Raw genomic sequence first — 17,015 nt, forward strand, 5'->3', positions numbered from 1 at the left:
GGGGGGGCGCCCGCACGAATGCGGTGGGTGCGTACCGAGACGCCGCTCGGTAGTGACGACGACGCCGCACCTGGTCGCCGACCTGGGCCTTCTTCGTAAGGGCGGCACTAGATCCAGCCGTGGTCGCGGGCCAGCAGCGCGGCCTGGAAGCGGTTCGTCGCCCCCAGGCGATGCATGAGGTCGGCCACGTACTTGCGGTAGGTGCGGATGGAGACGCCCACCTCACGGGCCCCGCTCTCGTCCTTCTCGGCCTGGTACATGGTGGCCAGCACCCTGCGTTCGATCTCGGTGAGCGTGGCCCCCGTGCCCTGGCGGGCCGCCACCGCCTCGCGCAGGTCTACGGAGTCCGACCACATCCGCTCGAACAGCGAGACCAGATTGGCCACCAGCCCCGCCTCCCGGATCACCAGGGCGCCCAGGCGGGGGTTCTCCGGGTCGATCGGCGTCAGCGCGGCGGCCCGGTCGAAGACGAGCATCCGCTCCAGCGGCTTGTCCGAGATCCGGATCTCCGCCCCCATCGCCGAGATCTCCTGGAGGTAGGCGAGGGTCGGGCCGTCCTCCACGGCCTCCGACCGCATGATCGTGCGCATCTGTATCCCGCGCCGCAGGATCCGGGCGTCCAGCGGCCGGGACGCCTCGATGCTGGCCGCGCTGAGCGCGCCGTGCGGCTGGGTGGTCAGGCCCTCCTGCCGGGTGAAGAACGTCAGCTCGTCGATCACCGCCCGGACGTTGGGGGTCCCCTCCACCCGCTCGATGGCCGGCCGCTCCGACAGCTCGTCGGCCGCCGGACTCACCGCGTGGCGCTCAGCGAGCAGCGATTCGACGACCCGCTGCTCGGCGGCCACCCGCTGCAACTCCTCGCGCAGTTCACGCAGCCGCAGATCGATCAGCCGCTGCACGGCGATCGCGGGAGGGGCCGGCCGGATGCAGCCGTTGTCGGCCAGGGCCGTCAGTTCCACCGACTCCAGCCGCACCAGCCACTCCTCCACATCGGGCAGCGGCCGGCCGAGGTGGTGGGACAGGTCGGCCGGCGTGGCCTCGGAGAGGCGGAGCAGGCATCGGTACAGGTCCTCATCCTCGGCGGTCATCCCCAAGTACCGGAGGCTTTCTGCTCGCATGTTTCCCCTTGCATGGTGGTGCTCCGCGTGGTCAGCACGGTCTTCTGATCATACGAATGCAGACACCGGCCGACGAGCCTTCCGATGAGCCGTTGCGGGCCCCGGCGCAGGCCCGGTGCGGACCCGTTGCACTCCCTCGGCCGGTGGCGGGCCGTGCAGCTTGCTGCACGGACGAATGCAGGAAGCTGCGCCCCGGATGCCCCCAACGGGAGGCTTCCGGTCGGCAGTCTTCTCCTTGTCGAAGAGGGAGACACCATGACGAACAAGAATTCCCGTAAGGCGTCGAACAGCCAGCTGGGGACGACCGCCGCGCTGCTCGCGCTCGCACTCGCCGTCACCAACACGCTGTTGTCCGGGGCCGCACAGGTGGCCGTCATGGCAATCATCGGCCTCGGCCTGCTCGGCTGCGCCGCCCGCCTCGGCGCCAACGCCCGCGCCAACAAGCGAGGAGCGGCGAAGGCGTGGTCCGCGCCGCCGGACTGACCAAGAACTTCGGCGCTTTCACCGCCGTCCAGGGCCTGAGCTTCGAGGTCCGTCCCGGCCGGGTGACCGGCCTCCTCGGCCGCAACGGCGCCGGCAAGTCGACCTCCCTGCGGATGCTGCTCGGGCTGGTCCGCCCGACGGCCGGTACCGCCACCGTCTTCGGCCGCCCGTACACCGAACTCCCCGACGCCGCCCGCCGGATCGGGGCTGCATGGACGGCATCGGCCCCACCCCGGGCGCCTCCGGCCGCCGCGACCTGCGGATCTGGGCCCGCACGCTGGGCGTGTCGAACGCCCGCGTCGACGAGGTACTGGACCGCGTCGGCCTCGCCGACAGCGCCGACCGCCCCGCCAAGGGCTACTCCACCGGCATGAAGCAGCGCCTGGCCCTGGCCGCCGCGCTGCTCGCCGACCCCGAACTGCTGATCCTGGACGAGCCGGCCAACGGCCCCGACCCGGACGGCATCCGCTGGCTGCGCGACTCCCTGCGCGCCCCGGCCGCCGAGGGCCGGACCGTCCTGGTCTCCAGCCACCTGGCCTTCCTCGCCGACCCCATCCTGCGGGGCTGGGCCTGGACCAATCCGCCGGAGGGTCGGTCGGAGGGCTAGGCCATCTCCTTCAGCTTCGCGGCGGCGGTCCGCCGGAACGGCCAGGCGAGGGTGGCGCGGAAGCGGCGCGGGTCGGGGTACGAGTCCGGGTCGTCGAGGCCGAGGTGGTCGGGCACCCGGGTGGGCAGGTACACGAAGGTGCGGAAGACGATGTCCCAGATCGGGAGCACCGAGCCGTAGTTGACCCGTTCGCCCGCGCCGTGGTGCCAGCGGTGGGTCTCGGCGCCGATCAGCAGGTAGTTGAGCGGCCCGGTGCGCAGGTCGGAGTTGATGTGGCTGATCGTCTGCTGAAGGTTCAGCACCACCAGCGCCAGGAACGCGGCGTCGGGGGTCGCGCCGCTGAACCGGAACACCAGCAGGGAGATCACGAACCGGGAGACCAGCAGGTCGATCGGGTGGAAGACCGGATGCATGAGCACGTACAGCTGGGACGGCGCGTGGTGCACCCCGTGGACCCGCCACAGGCGGGGGAGGGTGTGGGCGGTCCGGTGGTACGTGTACCAGAGCAGGTCGAGGGCCAGGAGGACCGCCAAGGCCTGGACGACGAGCGGGAGTTCGGCGAGCGGTCCGAAGCCGCCGTCCGGGATGAAGCGGGCGGCGACCAGGGAGACGCCCATGGTCGCGATCTGCTCGACCACGAAGGCCAGTCCGATGAACGGCAGGTCGCGGCCGACGAGACTGTCCTTGGTCATCCGCCAGCGGTCCAGCAGCGGGTTGACCCGCTCGACGGTGAACGCGACGAGGATGGTGCCGACGGTCAGCAGCGCGAGGGCGGCCTCCCGCGCGACGGGCAGCCGGTCGGTGACGGCCGCCCAGACCACGACGGCCGTGGCCGTGGCCAGCAGGGGGTAGGTACCGTAGGTCAGAACCGGCCGCGCCGGGGTGTGGAGTTCCATGCCGCCAACTTCGCAGCTGACCCGAGAGGCGTGCTTTCCCGTGGGCGCACCGCATTTGCCTTCCCGCGCATCCCGGGACGAGTGCCAGGCCGGCCCCGCCGCCGCCACCGACGTGGTGGAGGCGGAGTTGCAGGCCTACGCCCTCGCGCGGGGAGCGGCACGGCCCGTACGCGCGGAGCCCCGTACGGCGGACGACTGGCTCGCACCGTACTGGGAAGAACTGCGGCTGGCCGGTGTGGCGCAGCCCGGGCTGGCGTTCGCCGCTTCGGCCGAGACCACCGCGCTCGGCGGGGTGCTGGCGCCGATCCTCGCGAACAGCCCCGACGTCGCGGCGCTGCTGGACAGCCTGGGGCGCTTCCACCCCCTGGTAGGCCGCAACGAGCTGGTCGTACGGCGGAGCCCCGCCGGGAGCGGGCCCGCCACGGTGTCGTTGGGCCTGCGGGCGCTGGACGGCGGTGCGGCACACCCGGAGACCGTGGACGCCTGCTTCGCCATGCTGTGCCGGACCGTCCGCCGGCTCGCCGGGGAGGGCGCCCGGCCGGACCGGGTGCTCCTGCGGCGGCCCGCCCCCGAGCTCGCGGAGGCCTACGAGGACTCGCTCGGACCGGTGTCGTTCGGGCAGCCCGCGGACGCCTGCGTGTTCGGGCCGGCCGCACTGCGCGCGCCCGTGCGGCAGGCGGATCCGGTGGTGCTGGCGATGCTCGCCCCGTACGCGGAGCGGCGGCTCGCGCTGAACCACACACGGTGGTCGGAGACGGTCCGGGCGGCGCTCCAGAGTGCGGCGGGTCCGGCCGGGCCGCCCCGGCTCGCGGACGTGGCGCGCGCGCTGGCCGTCGGCCGCCGCACGCTCCAGCTGCGCCTGCGGGAGGAGGGAGGCTCGTTCTCGGCGCTGGCGGAGGCCGTGCAACGGGACCGGGCGCTGGCCCTGCTGGCCGAGCCCGAACCGGCCGGCCTGCCGGTGGGCGCCATCGCGGCACGGGTGGGCTTCGCCACCCCGGCGGCCCTCACCCGCGCGGTCCGGAGATGGACGGGCCTGACGCCGTCGGAGTACCGGCGGCTCGCCGGAGAGCACCGCTAGACCGGGCTCACTGAGCCAGGTGCCGCTCCAGCGCGGCGAGGAACGCGTCCGGGTTCTCCAGGTGGCAGGCGTGGTCGCCGGGCAGTTCGAGAACCCGGGTATCGGGCAGCCGCTCGTCGAGGACGGCGACGACCCGCTTGAGCCAGTCGGTGGTCACGGTGCCGTGGACCAGGAGGACGGGGCACCGGATGTCGGCGAGTTCGGCCACGTCGCGGCCGGGCCGGTCGGCCCGCTCCGAGCTCCAGGACAGGGCCATCCGGTGCGGGACCCAGCGAGGCCAGGCGGGGTGCTCGCGGGCCTGGTCCCTGGACGGCGCGAGTCCGGCGAGTTCGAGGAACTCGGCCAGGTCGTCCTCGCCCACGTCCTGCCCGGCCAGCGCGTGCAGGAACCGGTTCAGCCGGGCGACCTCGGGGTCGGACTCGCCGAGGCCGTCGAGGATCCAGTACGCCGCGGGCTCTACGAGCGTCAGCGTCCGCACCCGCTCCGGATGGGCCAGGGCGAACTCGACGAGGGCCCGTCCGCCGCCGGACCATCCCGCGAAATCGGCCGTCCCGACCCCGAGGGCGTCCATGGTCATCAGCAGCGATTCGCGCTCGACCGCCGCCGTGTACCCGGGATCCCCGCGCTCGCCGGCCGAGCCGAGTTCGTTGTGGATCGGCTGCACCCTGATGGTCTGCCGCCCCGCCGACAGGGTCTCCGCGAGCGGCGCCCACGAGACCCATCCGGTGAGCCCGCCGGGCACCAGGACGAGGGGAGGCCCCTCACCCTTCACCTCGCAGGTCAGGACCCTCGGTTCCATCGTCCACCTCTGACGGGTTGACAGCAGATCCCCTCAACGTAGCCGCGATCCCGGCCGCGCGCAGAAGCGGCGGTGCGTCCGGGTCCGGTCAGTCGTGCGGGGCCTCGCCGCTGACGCGGTGGTCGGCGTGGCTCAGGGCCTCCATCACCAGGCGGCGCAGATGCCCGTCCCGCAGCCGGTAGTGGATGCGCCTGCCGTCCTTGCGGGTCTCGACCAGGCCGGCCAGGCGGAGCTTCGCCAGGTGCTGGCTGACCGCCGTCCGGGAGGCGGTGCACTGCTCGGCCAGCGACCCGACGTCCGACTCGTCCTGCGCGAGCAGCCACAGCAGGTGCAGCCGGGTCGGGTCCGAGAGCAGCGCGAAGACCGCGGCGGCTTCGGCCAGCCGCGCATCGTCGGGAACGTGCAGATGCGCGGTCTTCGCAGCTGGGACGGTTTCGCTTGCAGGCATGGGAACAGAGTAGGTCTCCCGGCCTCCCGAACTCGACATCATGTGCACACATGCGCACATGATGTGTACGATCGAGTCATGTCGTCCGTACTGCGTGACCGCACCTACCGGCACCTGTTCACCGCCCAGGTCGTCGCCCTCATCGGCACCGGCCTGGCCACCGTCGCGCTCGGCCTGCTCGCGTACGACATCGCGGGCGCGCGGGCCGGCTCGGTGCTCGGCACCGCCCTCGCGATCAAGATGACGGCGTACGTGGCCATCGCCCCCGCGATCGGGGCGGTGGCCGACCGGATCCCGCGCCGGGCGCTGATGGTGGGCGCCGACCTGACCCGTGCCGCCGTCGCGCTGTCGCTGCCGTTCGTCGATCGGGTCTGGCAGGTCTACGTCCTGATCTTCGCGCTCCAGGCCGCCTCCGCCGCGTTCACCCCGACCTTCCAGGCCGTCATTCCCGACGTGCTGCCCGGGGAGCGGGACTACACCCAGGCCTTGTCGCTGTCCCGGCTCGCCTATGACCTGGAGAACCTGTTCAGCCCGGCACTGGCCGCCGCCCTGCTCGCCTTCACGAGCTACAACTGGCTCTTCCTCGGTACCGTCGGCGGGTTCCTCGCGTCCGCCGCGCTGGTCGTCTCGGCGGCGCTGCCCAAGCCGGTCCGGGCCCCGGACCCGGCCCCGGCCCCTGAGCGGGAGGGCCGTGTGTACGCGAAGGCCGTCGCGGGCAGCCGACTGTTCTTCACCACCCCGCGCCTGCGCGCCCTGCTCGCCCTCAACCTGGCCGTGGCCGCCGCGAGCGCGCTGGTCACCGTCAACACCGTGGTCTACGTGCGCAGCCACCTCGGTCGCGCCACCGGCGACGTCGCCTTCGCGCTCGGCGCCTACGGAGCGGGCTCCATGGCGGTGGCCCTGCTGCTCCCCCGCGTACTGGACAAGGTCGCCGACCGTACGGTGATGCTGCGCGGGGCGCTGCTGCTCACGCTGGTGTTCGCCGCCGTCGGCGCGATCACCGCCGCCGGGGCGGGAGCCTGGCGCTGGCCGGCCCTCCTCGCCGCCTGGGCGGCCTTCGGAGCCGCGTGCTCGATGGTCCTCACGCCCACGGGCCGCCTGATCCGCCGCTCGGCGCCGCCCGAGGAGCGGACCTCCGCCTTCGCCGCCCAGTTCTCCCTGTCCCACGCCTGCTGGCTGCTGACCTACCCGCTGGCCGGGTGGGTGGGAGCGGCGGCCGGGCTCCAGTGGGCCGTCGCCTCCCTCGGCCTGATCGCCTCCACGGCGGCACTGGCCGCCGTACGGCTGTGGCCCTACGAGGACCACGCCGAGAACTCGGTTCAGGGGGCGAGGGTGACCGGGCCCAGGTCCAGGGACTCCAAGGAGGGGCGGATGGCGGTGGCGTCGCCCACCGCCACCACGACCAGGCCGTCCACCGGGAAGGCGTCGAGGAGGGCCCGGGTGGCCTCGGGGGCCGTGACGGCGGCCAGGCGGTCGTGGATGGTGCCCAGGTAGTCGGCGGGGAGCCGTTCGGCGGCGGCGCGGATGACGGCCTTCACGGTCGAGGCGGCGCTCTGGTACTGGAGGGGGGCCACGCCCACCAGGTTCCGGGCGGCGGCGGTCTGCTCCGCGTCCGTGAGGCCGCCCGACAGGGAGCGCAGGACTCCGAAGATCTCGGCCACCGCCGGGCCGGTGACCGCCGTGGCGACGGCGCCGCCGATGGACAGCAGGGAGCCGGACCGCAGCGGCTGGGCGATGGCGGAGATGCCGTAGGTGTAGCCGTGGCGTTCGCGCAGGACCTGGTCCAGCCGGGAGGTCAGGCCGCCGCCCAGGCACTGGATGCCGATGGACTGCGCGGCCCAGGCGGGGGAGTGCCGGTCCAGGCCGTGCCGGCCGATCATCAGGGTGGTCTGCACGGCCCCGGGCCGGTCGACGACGACCACGCGGGTGCGGTCGTCGACGGTGACGGCGGGTACGGGGGTGAGGGGCGCCTCGGTGGTGCTCCAGCGGCCCAGGGTGCGCTCCAGGATGCCGGTCAGTTCCGCCGCGGGGAGGTCGGCGGCGACGGCGGCCGAGGCGGTGGCGGGACGGGCGTACGCGTCGTAGAAGGCGCGGACGGCGGTGTGGTCGATCCGGGCGATGGTCTCGCGGGTGCCCGCGCCGGCCCGGCCCTCCCGCTGTCCGGGGCCGAACAGCGCGGACTGCATGCTCTGGAACCCCCGGATGTGCGGGGCGGCGGCCTCGTGGCCGATCTCGTCCAGGCGCTGGGCGCGCAGCCGGGCGACCTCGCGGGCCGGGAAGGCGGGGGCGCACAAGGTGTCGGCGAGCAGGCCCAGGACCGCTTCGAGCCTGGACTGGGGGACCTGGAGGGCGATGGCGATGCCGTGCGGTCCGGCGATGCTGTCGAAGGTGGCTCCGCAGCGCTCGATCTCGGCGGCGAAGGGCGCCCCGTGCAGGGCGGCCGAGCCCTCTTGCAGGGCCCGGGAGGTGAGCTCGGCGATGCCGTCGAGGCCTTCCGGTTCGGCGTCCAGCGGGGTGTCGAGGAACAGCCCGACGGCGGCGAGCCGGTGGCCGGGCCGGGCGATGTGCCCGACGCGCAGGCCGCCGGCCAGCAGGATCGTTTCGGGGGCGGGGAAGGTCCACGGGCGGGCGGGAGCCGCGGCGGGGCGGTCCGCGACGAGCACGTTCACCGGGGCGGCGGCGGCGAACGGGGCGACGGCCGGGGCGGGCGCGAGCGGCGGCGCGAGCGGCGGCGCGAGCGGTGCGATGGTCATCGGGGGTCCTCTCCAGGGGCGGTGCCGGCGAGGCCCGGCTCGAAGACGAGTACCGCCCGGTTGGACGGGTGCAGCCGGGTGGCCGCGAAGGCGTGGACCTCGTCGGCGGTGACGGCTTCGAGCTGTGCCAGGGCCGTTGCGGCGATCCCGCCGCGCTCGACGTGCCCGAAGAAGGTGGCCTGGCGGCAGAGTTCGTCGGCCCGGCCGCCGACGCTCTCCAGCCGCATCAGCAGCACCCGCTCCAAGTGGGCGCGGGCCCGCGCGAGTTCCTCGCCGGTGGGTCCGGTGATCGCGAAGCGGGCCAGCTCCTCGTCGAGGCTCGCTTCGAGCTCCGCCGTGGGGGTGGTGGCCGAGGCCTTGATGTCGAGCCAGCCCAGGGAGGGCGCTCCGGTGAGCCGGATCAGGCCGCTGGAGAGGCTGGAGGCGCTGCGGTCCCGGCGGATCAGCCGCAGCTTGAGACGGCTGTTCTGCCCCGAGCCGAGGATCGCGAGCGTCATGGCCGCCGCCTCCACCTCGTGGGTGCCGTCGCGCGGCATCCGGTACGCGTGCAGCACCGCCCCGGACGGCACGTCGGCGCGGACCACGCTGCGGCTCTCGTTCCCCATCAGCTCGGGGAGCACGACGGCGGGCGGTGAGCCGGCGTACAGGGGGCCGGCGATCCCGCCGAAGTACCGCCGGATCCAGCCCAGGGTCTGCTCGGGCTCGAAGTCGCCCACGACGGCCAGGACGGCGTTGTCCGGTGTGTAGTGCCGCCTGAAGAAGGACCGGGTGTCCTCCAGGGAGGCGGCGTCGAGGTCGGCCATGGAGCCGATCGGCAGGTGGTGGTAGGGGTGGCCGGGCGGGTAGGCCATGGCGACCAGGCGTTCCCAGGCGGTGCCGTAGGGCAGGTTGTCGTACCGCTGGCGGCGTTCGTTCTTCACCACGTCGCGCTGGTTGTCCAGGGATTCCTGGGTGAGGGCGTCGAGCAGTCCGCCCATCCGGTCCGCCTCCATCCACAGGGCGAGTTCGAGGTGGTGGGAGGGGACGGTCTCGGTGAAGTTGGTCCGCTCGAAGTTCGTGGTGCCGTTGGGCCGGCTGCCCGCCTCGTGGAGCAGGGCGAAGTGGCCGTTGCCGGGGATGTTGCGGGACCCCTGGAACATCAGGTGCTCGAAGAGGTGGGCCATGCCGGTGCGGCCGGGCCGCTCGTGGCGGGAGCCGACGCCGTACCAGACGCAGACGGCCGCCACCGGGTTCAGGTGGTCGGGTGCCAGGACGATGCGCAGCCCATTGTCGAGCCGGTGCTCTTTCACGTTTCCGCTCCGTACTCGGCACGGATCCAGCGGGCGAGGACGGCCTCTTCCGTGGGTTTGACGCCGAGCCGGTTGTTGGTGAGGTGGATGAGGTGGAACAGGAGGTGCGGACCGGTCCGGGGGATGCCCGCGGCCCGGTGCTGTTCGAGCAGGACCCGCAGGCCCAGCCGGTATTCGTCGTGGACGCGCCGGTACGGGCCTTCGCGCACGAGGTCGAGCAGCCGGCGCAGGTCCGGCCCGGCGCGGCGGGCGGCGGCGTCCACCCGGGTGCGCAGGGGGCCGGAGCGGTCGCCGTTCTGCCCGGTCCAGTACCAGGTCATGTGGTAGACGAACGACAGGCGTTGGTCGGCGGGCAGCAGCTCCAGCGCGGAGAGCGTGGCGGCCAGGGCGTGGCCCAGCCGCAGCCGGGGGAAGTCCGGGCCGATGAGTTCCAAGGCCGCCTCGCTGGCGGCCTGGGAGGCCCGTTCGGCCAGCCGGACCCCGGTGGGGCCGCCGAATTTGGCGTGCTCGGGTTCGTACAGGCCCTTGGCGTGTCCCCGGTAGGCGCGGGCCAGTTCCGGCGGCATCGCGGCGGTGTCGGCGAGGATGCGGTCGGCCGCGGCCTCGACGGCGGCGACCGCGTCCAGCGGGCCGTGGTGGCGCAGCCGGACCTGCATGCCGGACTCGTCGACGTACCGCAGGAAGAACCAGCCTCCTTGCGGGTTGAGTACGTGCGCGGCGGCGACGATGCGGCGCACGGTGTGGTCGATGAGCGGGGTGAGGTCGCGGTAGTCCCGGACGAAGATCCGGTAGTACAGCCAGTCGCGCTCCACGGCCTCGGGGCCGAAGCCGGGGCGGTCGGGGGCGAGGGTCGGCGGGGTCACCTCGGTGTCTCCTCGGTGTCGGGCTGGTCCAGGCGCAGCAGGGCGGCGAGTTCGACGGCGCGGGGGCGGCCGCCGGTGTCGGTGAGCCAGTGCGTGCCGGGGCCGGGGAGCAGCTCGGTGAACTCGACGGCCGCGGCGTCGGGGCCCAGGGTCTTGAGTAGGGACGCGACGGCGTGCGGGGAGCCGAGGTGCGTCCAGAAGGGCTTCTCCGGGAGGGCTCCGCGGGTGCCCTCGGCACGGACGAAGCACTGTTGCGGAATGCCGTGTTCCCGTCGCCAGCCGTCGAGGCGGTCGAGGAAGGCGGCGGTGCCCTCGCCGGTCTGGGGGCGGGGCAGGGCGGCGCCGGGCAGCCGCCAGGAGGCGCGGGCGGTGACCAGGCGGCCCTCCCGGGCGCGGGCGGTCGCGGTGACGCCGGCCGGCGGTGGCCGGGTGGGGTCGTGGGGCAGCCGCTCGCCGTTGGTGAGGTAGCGGGTGTTCCAGGGCTGGGAGAGGGTCGCCAGGACCCGTACCGGTCCGCTCAGCACGTGTGGCGGCATCACGCCGAGGTAGGGCAGCGCGACGCTCGCGCCGTGCCGGTCGTACAGCTGGAGGGTGTCGGAGGCCGGGTCGTGGGACAGGACCAGGTCGGTGAGGTCGAGCCCGGGGCCCGGCCCGTCGCCCGGCCCGTCGTACGGGCCCCCGTGCGGGCCGCGCTTCGCCGCGGTGGCCGAAGCGCGCAGGTCGGAGGGCCAGCGCAGATACGGGAAGAGCGGGCCGGCGGGGGCCTGGAGGGTGGAGTAGTCGCCTCCGGCTGACAGTTGGAGCACGACGCAGCCCGGGTACAGGTCGCCGATCCAGCGGCGCAGGGGCTCGCGGATCGCCTCGCCGCTGCCGGGGACCGCTCCCCAGCGGGCGAGCAGTCCGCCCGCTCCGGGGCTGACCCGGTTGACGGCCATGAGGTACTCGCCCCGGGCCAGCGCGGCGGCGTCGGTGGCGGCCAGCTGGTGGAAGACCGTCACGGCCGCGGCGCCGACGGTGCCGGCCGGGACGGGGACGCGCGGGGTGCCGGTGCCCGCGCGGTCGGCTTCCGCGGCCCGCGCGACCAGGCGGTGGTGGTCCTCGCGCCGGCAGAAGCTGTACAGGAAGTCGTAGAGGTCGTGGCAGGTGCCGCCGGTGCCGTAGCGGCCGGTGAAGTGCGCGGTCAGTACGTCGTACAGGGCGCTGCGGAAGGTCTGGGCCCGCACGCGCCGGCCCAGGGCGCGCAGGTCGTGCTCGATCTCCGCGGCGGGCAGCACCGGTACGGGGGTGTCGGTGGCGGGGACGTTCTGGTGGAAGAGCGGCGCCGAGGCGAGCCAGTGGGGCTGCGGGGTTCCGAGGGCGGTGAAGACGTCGGCGGCGGCGTCCCGGGCCCGGCCGTCCAGGCGCAGCCGGGTCGCGGCGTCGGCGGCGGGCAGGGCGCGTTCGGCGTCGGCGAGGACGGCGAGCGCCCCCGCGATCCGGGTGCCCTGGGGGCCGGGCGGGGTCCCGGTGCGGTCCGCGAGGGCGGCCAGGCAGTGGCGGTCGTGGGGCTGCCAGGGGACGTCGGGGAGCAGCAGCCCCATCGCGGCCCAGCGCCGGGCGCGGGCCCGTTCGCCGGGGGTGCCGTGGCCGCTCCAGAGGGCCGGCGGGCCGGACCGGTCGTCCGCCGGGCCGGATCCGTCGCCCGCCGGGGCGAGGAACGGGGCGTACAGGTCGGCGGTGGCGAGGAGGTCGGAGTGGTACGGGAGGGCGTGGTTCACGTACTGCGGCAGCAGGACCTGCCAGGTGCCCGCGAGCCGGTGCAGGCTCGGGTTGACCCGGAGCTCCACGGCGTCCGACAGGTCCGGGTCGGCGGCGAAGGCCCGTAGCAGCTCGACGGCCAGGTGGCGGGGCGAGACGGTGTCGGCCGCGGGGGCCGGTCCGGCGGCGGGGGCCGGTACGGGTACGGGGGCCGGTCCGAGGGAGGCCAGGCCGAGGGTGACCAGGCTGCCGAACGGGCTGGTCTTGATGGCGGTACGGGTCAGGTACGACAGCGCCGAGCGGGCCAGGCGGCTGCCGGGGGCGGGCGGCTTCGCCGGGTCGGTGCGCAGCAGCTCCCGCGTGAACGCGGGGCTGGCCAGGGCCAGTCCGGCCGCGAGGTCGGGGCGGCGCAGCAGCCCGAGCATCCACGAGCCGGCGGCGCGGGCGTCCGCTTCCACGAGGCGTTCGGCGTGGTCGGCGGCCGCGGCGAACCGTTTGGCCGCTCCGGTCCAGGAGGTCAGGACGGCCTGCCCGGCCGCGTCCAGGGCGGGGCGGACGGCGGCCGCGGCTTCGGCGGTGCGCGGGCCGCCGCGGGCGTGGCGGGTGTCGCGGCGCAGCCGCAGGGCGGCGCGGCGGACGGCCGGGTTCTCGTCGAGGGTGGGAACGAGGGCGTACAGCACGTCGGACAGCGCGTCCGCGGCCTCGGCGGCGGCCTCCCGGCCCGTCCGCAGGGCGGTCAGGGCCTCGGTCAGGGCGGGCCCGGCCAACGGCTCCAGATCGGCGGGGCCGAGGGCCGTCACCCGGGTGGACAGCAGCGGGAACACGGCCGCCGGGCGCCGCACGGCCGCCGGGGCCGGGGCGACGGCCGGGGCCGGCGCGGGGACCCGTACCAGGACGGGCGCGGCGGCCGGGGCCGGGGCGACGGCCGTGGTCATGACGGGGTTCCGGGCTGGTCCGGGGCGGTGGCGGGGTGGAGCTCGATCTCCATGCGCGGGTGCCAGTCGGCGTCGTTCACGGGGGTCCAGTCGTGGTGCCCGGCCGGGGGGAGCTGCCGGGGCGCGGGACGCGATCCGAGGAGGAACTCGCCGACGGAGGACTCCTCCAGGTAGTCGAGGCCCAGTACCTTCGCTGCGAGGTCGGAGTCGCCGCCGCCCAGGGCGCACGGGGCGAGGCCCATGCCCGTGGCCACCAGGTACATGGTCTGGTAGAGCACTCCGACGTTCTTGAGGGTGGCGGCGTAGGCGAGGCTGCGGTACTTCCACGACAGGCGCTGGAACCGGGACGTGACGGTGATCAGCACGTCCGGGGTGTCGATGTTGCCCGCCGAGACCCGGGCGATCCCGAGCATGGACTCGCGGTCGTCCGCGTCGGCGTTGACCAGGACCAGTTGGTGCCCGGCGGCGTCGTAGAAGTACACGCCCTGCTCCAGCCCGGCGACGCGGTGCACCGACAGGTAGAGCTCCAGGTCGTACGAGGCTCCGCCGGTCGGGTAGGGCCGCGAGGAGGCGGGGTACGGCATCCCCTCGTCGGGACGGGGCCCGGTGACGGCGCGGACGCGGGCACAGCGGTAGAGGAACTCGCCCAGCCGGTCGAGGTCCATGGGGGTCCGCGCGTGCGTGCGGACCGAGCGGCGGCCCTCCAGGGCGGCGGTCAGCGAGGGGTCGTGGGCCGCGATGTCCTCCAGCCGGGGGCGGGGCAGGAGAACCACCGGGCCGGCGGGGAGGGGCCTGACCGCGGGGCGGGGCTCGATCGTTCCCCGGTACGGGAAGACTCCGCCGAAGGGGTAGTCGTGGCGGCCCATGCGGCTGCGGCTGTGGAACAGCAGGTCGTGGAAGTCCCACTGGCGCAGGACGTCGTCCAGGTCGGTGGCGAAGGACCCGTCCGCCTCGGCGGTGTCCACCAGCGAGGCCCCGGCCAGGTGGCCGAGCAGGTCCTGGACGGCAGTGATGGGCAGGTCCAGGGCGAGGGCCTGCTCCCGGGCCGTGGTGCCCGCCCCGAGGGCCGCGGCCAGTTCCCGCGCCGGATCCGCCAGGAGGCGGGCGCGGCGCGGGGAGAGCGGCGACTCCAGGACGAGGTCGCCCTCGTGGCCGCGCAGGAAGGCGAAGCGGTTGAGGCGGACGGCGGTGTCGGCGCCGACCTCGGTCGGGGTGTGCCGAAGGCCCGGCACCAGGGGCTCCAGGCGCAGCGCCACGGCGTCGCCGAGCACGATGTGGTGTTCCAGCAGCCGCATGACGCGGGTCAGGACCGTGTCGAGCCCCTGTTCCGGGGACGTGGCCGGCGGCTCGGGCGCCGCGAGGGAGCCCGTCATGCCCTCCAGAGCGGCGAAGAGTTCGGGGGACGCCCCGCGGATGCGGAACTGGGTGCGGCCGTCGCGGGTCACGTCGAGGTGGCCCTCACGGTTGCGGACGCTGACCCCCGCCACGAACGCGAGGCGGGTGTGGGTGTGGCGGGTGGCCGTTTTCATTGCTGCCTCCGGACGGACGGACTACAGGAACATGCCGATGGGGTTGAGGTCTTCTTCGGGGGTGGGGGCGTCGAGCCAGCCGAGGCGGACGGGGGCGTCGAAGAGCCGGCCCGGGGCGTAGCGCGGCCAGAAGTGCCGCAGGCCGGGGACGATGACCTTGACCACGGGCAGGCCGATGTCGGGGCGGGTCTGGTTCAGCAGGAGCATTTCCAGGCCCTGCGCCTCCACGGTGGAACGGGCCCGCTCCAGGTCGTCCAGCAGGTCGGAGCTCTGCTCGTAGGGGTGGTCCGCGTACGTGTGGACACGGCCGGGCTTCGGCAGCAGGTAGGGCTGGTTCTCGATCGTGGCGGTGGACCACCAGCGCACCTGGTCCGGGTCGTCGAAGGCGTACTCGCCGGATCCGTCGCTCTTCATCGGCAGGACGGCGCCGATGAACTGGTTCATCTCGGTCAGCGCCCGGGAGACGGCGATCTTCATGTCGAAGTGGGCGCCGAACGCGATCAGGATGTCCTCGACGGGCTTGTCGGTGCGCCGGGAGATCGCGGCGGCGACCGGGATGCCCAGGTCGGAGGTGAGGTCCAGGACCCAGGTCTCGCGGTTGAGGTCGCGGTAGGCCTGCTTCCAACGGCCGAAGTACGGTTCGCCGAAGCTGTCGAGGTCCAGCTCGGGGCGCTGGACGCGGTTGTACCACCACAGGGCGACGCTGTCGCGTTCGACGAGCTCCATGAACCCCTGGACGGCGGCGTCCTCCAGGCTGGCCCCGGCGGCGTTGCCGTTGGAGTCCGCGCCCACGTACGCCGGGCCGGGCAGGCCCTTGTAGTGGTAGTAGAGCTGGCCGGTCGGCAGGTACTTGTGCCGCTTCTCGGTCAGGGACCAGACGGGGGTCCACTCGATGCGGGCGTCCTCGTCGAACGGGTCGGTGACGCGGTGGAAGTTGGAGCCGCGGGCGTTCCACTCGGCGCGGTCGCGGTGCTGCTGCTCGCTGTAGAGCTGGGTGGAGTCGGGGTGGACGGCCCGGTCGCCCAGTTCGCGGCTGGTGGCGGTGATCCGGGCCTCGTCGCCCTGGAACACGCCCGAGTACCGCTCGATGGACTCGGCGACGGCGCTGGCCCTGGCCTGGAGGTCGCTCATGCCCTTGCCGGCGCTCTGGCTGCGCAGTCCGGCGCGCAGGGCGCTCAGGCCGCCGGAGCCGACCGCGAAGTTGGTCCCGGCGAGGTAGCAGTGCAGGAGGTCGGTGCCGGAATCGTGCTTGGTGAGCTGGGAGATGACCCCGGTGACCGGGCTGATCAGGTGGTCGTAGGCGGCCAGCAGCTGGGCCGGGTCCTTGGTGCGGTGCCCGCCGTCGTAGACCGCGGCGGCCTTGTGCCGGCTCTCCAGCTCGACCGGCGCGTGCGCCTGGCGGGCCTGGATCTCCGGGTCCCCGCAGGTGGGGCACTGGGGGCGGCGCGACAGCTTGTGCCGGCGGCCCTCCATCGTGAGGGTGTGCAGGCCGAACACCTCGGCCAGGGCCTCGCCGCGGATGCCCGCGAACCACTTGGCGGCCTGTACGGCGGCCAGGTGCGCGGCGGCGGCGACGGTGCCGGGCAGACCGGCCAGGGCGGTCACGGGGGCGCGGTCGGTGGCGGCGCTCTTGTGGACGAAGGAGGTGATCAGCTGGTTGCCGCTCAGCCGGTGGGCCAGGCAGTCCCAGCAGCCCGAGGCACCGGGCTGGAAGAGCGGGCCGACCCAGACCTCGGTTCCGACGGGGCGGACCAGGAGCCAGGGGCGGCCGGCCGTCAGCGCCTTCTTGTTGATGTCGGCGAGGTCGGGGTGGAGGTAGTCGTCGGTGAGGACGACGGTCAGCTCGGGCTCGCCGGAGTCGGGTGCCAGGCCCATGGCCTCGGCGGCGGTGGCGAACCAGCCGGGTTCCGTGGAGCCCAGGGCGATGATCTCCACCGGTCCGCCGGCGACCTGGTGCTGGGCCTCGTCGGCATCGACGCCGGCCAGTTCCCAGAACCCGCCGGTACGCGGGTCGGTGTCGTCCTCGACGTCGATGACCAGGCCCGAGCCGACGAGCTTGTCGATGTTGCGGGTGACCCGGTCCGCTCCGAAGGAGGGCGCGAGGGCTTCGACGACGTCCTCGCGGGTGTGCCGTCCGTCCAGGAGCGGGGCGAGCCGCTCGGCGAGGGCGCCGCGCAGAACGGACTGGCGCTGCTCCGAGAGCAGGAACACCCCCTCGCCGGGAACGACTTGGGCGCTGGCTGACCTCTTGAACCGCAGGGTACGGGACATGCGTCGACTCCTTGGGAAGGCAGGGGCAGGAGGGCGCGCCGGGGCGGCGCTGTGGGTTCCGGGACCGCCCCGGGTGGGGAATCCGGGCAGGGGAGGGGGACGGCCGGGCCGTACGTGTGGGAATGTGCGGCCCGGCCGTTCCAGGGCCTCGGGTCTCGCCGACCCCGGTCATGGGCCGCTCAGCGGCCTCGCGGGGTGTCTGGCGATCG

Annotated in this window: 13 protein-coding genes and 2 pseudogenes; 5 read left to right on the forward strand and 10 right to left on the reverse strand. The window is 74.2% G+C overall.

Annotation, left to right across the window (positions count from 1 at the left end; all coding sequences use genetic code 11):
* Positions 1–107: 107 nt before the first annotated feature.
* Entirely contained in the window at positions 108–1,088 is a 981-nt protein-coding gene (locus ACFXDJ_RS10160) for a LuxR C-terminal-related transcriptional regulator (RefSeq protein ID WP_384651491.1), read from the reverse strand.
* Between the two features lie 285 nt (positions 1,089–1,373).
* Here ACFXDJ_RS10160 and ACFXDJ_RS10165 point away from each other — a divergent pair, with 285 nt between their 5' ends.
* From ACFXDJ_RS10165 to ACFXDJ_RS10175, 3 genes and pseudogenes are all read left to right on the forward strand, one after another.
* Positions 1,374–1,601, forward strand: coding sequence for a hypothetical protein (locus ACFXDJ_RS10165; RefSeq protein ID WP_384651489.1), 228 nt, complete (start codon positions 1,374–1,376; stop codon positions 1,599–1,601).
* Positions 1,602–1,663: 62 nt separating this feature from the next.
* Positions 1,664–1,744: pseudogene (locus ACFXDJ_RS10170) on the forward strand (ATP-binding cassette domain-containing protein); the annotation flags it as partial.
* A gap of 68 nt (positions 1,745–1,812) precedes the next feature.
* Positions 1,813–2,208: an ATP-binding cassette domain-containing protein gene (locus tag ACFXDJ_RS10175; RefSeq protein ID WP_384651487.1), complete on the forward strand. Its 396-nt coding sequence runs from the start codon at positions 1,813–1,815 to the stop codon at positions 2,206–2,208.
* On the opposite strand, the gene ACFXDJ_RS10180 is transcribed toward ACFXDJ_RS10175, so the two are convergent.
* A complete protein-coding gene (locus ACFXDJ_RS10180; protein WP_384651485.1) occupies positions 2,205–3,104 on the reverse strand; it encodes a sterol desaturase family protein in 900 nt (299 codons plus the stop codon). The genes ACFXDJ_RS10175 and ACFXDJ_RS10180 overlap by 4 nt on opposite strands.
* A 55-nt stretch (positions 3,105–3,159) precedes the next feature.
* On the opposite strand from ACFXDJ_RS10180, the gene ACFXDJ_RS10185 reads away from it, so the two are divergent.
* Entirely contained in the window at positions 3,160–4,182 is a 1,023-nt protein-coding gene (locus ACFXDJ_RS10185) for a helix-turn-helix domain-containing protein (protein WP_384651483.1), read from the forward strand.
* A gap of 7 nt (positions 4,183–4,189) precedes the next feature.
* On the opposite strand, the gene ACFXDJ_RS10190 is transcribed toward ACFXDJ_RS10185, so the two are convergent.
* Both ACFXDJ_RS10190 and ACFXDJ_RS10195 read right to left on the reverse strand, forming a co-directional pair.
* On the reverse strand, positions 4,190–4,981 hold the full coding sequence (locus ACFXDJ_RS10190; RefSeq protein WP_384651481.1) for an alpha/beta fold hydrolase: 792 nt from the start codon (positions 4,979–4,981) through the stop codon (positions 4,190–4,192).
* An 88-nt stretch (positions 4,982–5,069) separates the two neighbouring features.
* Positions 5,070–5,429, reverse strand: a complete 360-nt coding sequence (locus ACFXDJ_RS10195) for an ArsR/SmtB family transcription factor (protein ID WP_384848754.1) — start codon at positions 5,427–5,429, stop codon at positions 5,070–5,072.
* 78 nt (positions 5,430–5,507) lie between these two features.
* Between ACFXDJ_RS10195 and ACFXDJ_RS10200 the strand changes: the two genes are divergently transcribed.
* On the forward strand, positions 5,508–6,923 hold the full coding sequence (locus ACFXDJ_RS10200; protein WP_384848757.1) for an MFS transporter: 1,416 nt from the start codon (positions 5,508–5,510) through the stop codon (positions 6,921–6,923).
* 101 nt (positions 6,924–7,024) lie between these two features.
* Here ACFXDJ_RS10200 and ACFXDJ_RS10205 read toward each other — a convergent pair.
* The 6 genes and pseudogenes from ACFXDJ_RS10205 to ACFXDJ_RS10230 form a co-directional block, all read right to left on the reverse strand.
* A pseudogene (locus ACFXDJ_RS10205) lies at positions 7,025–8,182 on the reverse strand (M16 family metallopeptidase); the annotation flags it as partial.
* Complete coding sequence (locus ACFXDJ_RS10210; RefSeq protein WP_384651476.1) at positions 8,179–9,471, reverse strand: M16 family metallopeptidase; 1,293 nt, start codon at positions 9,469–9,471, stop codon at positions 8,179–8,181. The pseudogene ACFXDJ_RS10205 and the gene ACFXDJ_RS10210, both read right to left, overlap by 4 nt.
* Positions 9,468–10,334, reverse strand: coding sequence for a thiopeptide-type bacteriocin biosynthesis protein (locus ACFXDJ_RS10215; protein ID WP_384848760.1), 867 nt, complete (start codon positions 10,332–10,334; stop codon positions 9,468–9,470). The genes ACFXDJ_RS10210 and ACFXDJ_RS10215 overlap by 4 nt, the downstream gene beginning before the upstream one ends.
* Positions 10,331–13,006, reverse strand: a complete 2,676-nt coding sequence (locus ACFXDJ_RS10220) for a hypothetical protein (protein ID WP_384848763.1) — start codon at positions 13,004–13,006, stop codon at positions 10,331–10,333. The genes ACFXDJ_RS10215 and ACFXDJ_RS10220 overlap by 4 nt, the downstream gene beginning before the upstream one ends.
* A complete protein-coding gene (locus ACFXDJ_RS10225; RefSeq protein WP_384848766.1) occupies positions 13,003–14,535 on the reverse strand; it encodes a SagB family peptide dehydrogenase in 1,533 nt (510 codons plus the stop codon). The genes ACFXDJ_RS10220 and ACFXDJ_RS10225 overlap by 4 nt, the downstream gene beginning before the upstream one ends.
* A 21-nt stretch (positions 14,536–14,556) precedes the next feature.
* Positions 14,557–16,806: a TOMM precursor leader peptide-binding protein gene (locus tag ACFXDJ_RS10230; protein WP_384848769.1), complete on the reverse strand. Its 2,250-nt coding sequence runs from the start codon at positions 16,804–16,806 to the stop codon at positions 14,557–14,559.
* Between the last annotated feature and the right edge of the window lie 209 nt (positions 16,807–17,015).

This window comes from Streptomyces sp. NPDC059443 (genome assembly GCF_042750105.1).
Classification (GTDB): Bacteria; Actinomycetota; Actinomycetes; order Streptomycetales; family Streptomycetaceae; genus Streptomyces.